Origin of the sequence: Nocardiopsis sp. TNDT3 (assembly GCF_003427465.1) — a bacterium.
In the GTDB taxonomy this organism is placed as follows: domain Bacteria; phylum Actinomycetota; class Actinomycetes; order Streptosporangiales; family Streptosporangiaceae; genus Nocardiopsis; species Nocardiopsis dassonvillei.
On the sequence record NZ_QPFC01000696.1, the window covers coordinates 1 to 2,232 of the forward strand.

The window sequence follows — 2,232 nt, forward strand, 5'->3', positions numbered from 1 at the left end:
CGCCCGGCGTCCGCCCGCCGCCGCGGCCAGGCCCACGCCCGTCGCGGTCAGCCCCGCGGCGACCGTCAGGGCCTCGCCGGGGCGCACCGCTCCCGAGGGGATGGGGCGTTCGGGGCGCTCGACCGCGTCCACCTCCCGGTCGGCGTAGTCGTTGAGGGCCATGCCCGCCCAGTACAGGCACACCGAGGCGGCGGGCAGCGCCCATGCCCCGGGGCCGCGCAGGCCCCCCGCCGCCGCGGCACCGGCCAGCGTGTCGCCGGGAACGCTCAGCGCCGCGGGCAGGCGCACCAGCCTCGCCAGGTCGCGCGCTCTCACTCGGCCTCCTCCTCCGGTGCCGCGCACCAGGACGTCAGGGCCCGCCACTGTTCGGCGAGGCCGTGTTCGCGGGTGCCCACGGGGTCCTTGAAGAAGAACGCCAGCTCCGGCACGGGGCCCACCCGGCCCCGCCGGTGGGCGTGGGCGGTCAGCCGCGCCAGGTCCAGCACCAGGGGCGCGGCCAGCGCGGAGTCGTAGCCCGACCAGGTGAACTGCAGGGTCATCCGCGCCCCCAGGAACCCCTCGAACGAGACGTGGTCCCAGGCGACCTTGGCGTCGCCCAGGTCCGGGACGTAGTCGATGTGCAGGGGCCCGTCCGGGCCGTGGCCCAGCATGTGCTCCAGACCCCGCGCCTTGGACGCGAGTTTGCTCTCGGCGTTGGCCGGGTCGGCCAGGGTGGCGCCGTCGCCGCCGCCGAGCAGGTTGAGCGAGGACCACGAGCGCACGTGCAGCGCCCGGGCGGCGAACATCGGCGCGAGCGCGCTCTTGACCAGGGTCTCCCCGGTCTTGCCGTCGCACCCGGCCCACGGCACGACCGAGCGCTCGACGAGCCGCGCCAGGGCGGGCAGCCGGGGCCCGGTATTGGGCGTGAACTCCACGAACGCGCAGCCCGCCCGCAGGGCCGCGTAGGCGTACGCGGAGCTGGCCGGGATCCGCGCGGTCCCGGCGTCCAGGGCCGCCTCCAGGGCGTCGGCGTCGGTGTGCTCGGCGTGCGGTTCGGGCCGGGGCTCGGTGCTGGACAGGTCCACCACCACGACGCGTTCGAGCGCCTCCCGTTCGGCGAACTCGCGCAGGTCCGCCTCCAGGCGGTCCACGTCGCGGCGCCCCACCCCGGTGGTGGCGGCGGCGTGCAGGCCCCGGCGCAGACGGTGCTCGGTCCGGTCCAGTTCGTCGGCGAAGGCCGGCGGCAGGTGCGCGGGCAGCACCCCCGCCCGGGCAAGCCGCTCGGCGTTCTTGCACAGGCGTATCTCGGAGACGTCGTGGCCGCCGAAGACCAGGTCGCCGATCCCGGGCAGGCGCGCCGGGGCGAACTCGGGGCGCTCGGTCACGCACCCCGTCCGCCCCGACGCCCCGGACCGCACCGCCAGGGCTCCCAGGACGGCGGTGGTCGCCACCGACCCCCGCGCCCCGATCAGCCATACTCCGACTCGCGTCAACGCATGCTCCCCTCTGCGTGCCTCCGGGTGTTCCGGAACCGGGTGGTCACTGGTCACTGGTCACTGGTCGCCGCTGTCGCCGCCGCCCTCGCCGGGCTCGGCCCCGTCGGGTCCCAGGGCGCCGCTGCCGGGCGCCGCGGGCAGGTACAGGTGGACGTGGCCGTGGCCGGACTCGACGCTGACCATGTCCAGTTGGGTGGCCGCCACCGACCAGCCGCGCACCGCCTGGGTGCGCAGGTCGCCGGCCAGCTCCAGCAGTTCCGCCCGCTGTCCGTCCTGGGCGCGCTCGGCGTTGGAGTAGGCGACCACCGCCGACCCCAGCAGGTCCACGGCGTTGGACAGCCCCGCGTGCGCGACGTTGTGGCCGCTGCTGCCGGAGGGGGCGTCCTCGAAGTGGACCGCCGCCTCCTGGACGGTCTCCAGCCAGGAGTCGACCTCCCCGGCGTCGGGGGCCTCCCCGGCGGGGGTGGAGCCGTCGGGCGGCACGGCCGCGTCCAGGCTCTCCACCACGGGCACCAGCTGCCCGTGCGCGGCGGTGGTGCGTTCGACGAGCTGGTCGACCTGCGCGCGGTCGCGCTGCTGCGCGGAGGCCTGGAGTTCGGCGACTCGCGCCGGGTCGGGGGCGGTGTGGTCGTCACCGGTGAAGGTGAGGACGAGGACGCCGACGAGGGCGGCGACCACCAGGAGGGATCCGGCGGTCAGCCACCAGGTGAGCCTGGGCGGGGGAGCCTGCGTCCCGCGGGACGGGTCGGGGGAGGAG

At 76.6% G+C, this 2,232-nt stretch carries 3 protein-coding genes; all 3 read right to left on the reverse strand.

What is annotated here, in order from left to right:
* On the reverse strand, nucleotides 1-315 hold a 315-nt coding region (locus DQW06_RS17360; protein ID WP_198662473.1), incomplete at its 3' end, for a UbiA family prenyltransferase.
* Nucleotides 312-1,472 (reverse strand): inositol-3-phosphate synthase, encoded by a 1,161-nt coding sequence (locus tag DQW06_RS17365; RefSeq protein WP_013153353.1) that lies wholly within the window; start codon nucleotides 1,470-1,472, stop codon nucleotides 312-314. The genes DQW06_RS17365 and DQW06_RS17360, both read right to left, overlap by 4 nt.
* A gap of 60 nt (nucleotides 1,473-1,532) precedes the next feature.
* The coding region (locus tag DQW06_RS17370) for a hypothetical protein (RefSeq protein ID WP_117198926.1) at nucleotides 1,533-2,232 on the reverse strand (700 nt) is incomplete at its 5' end.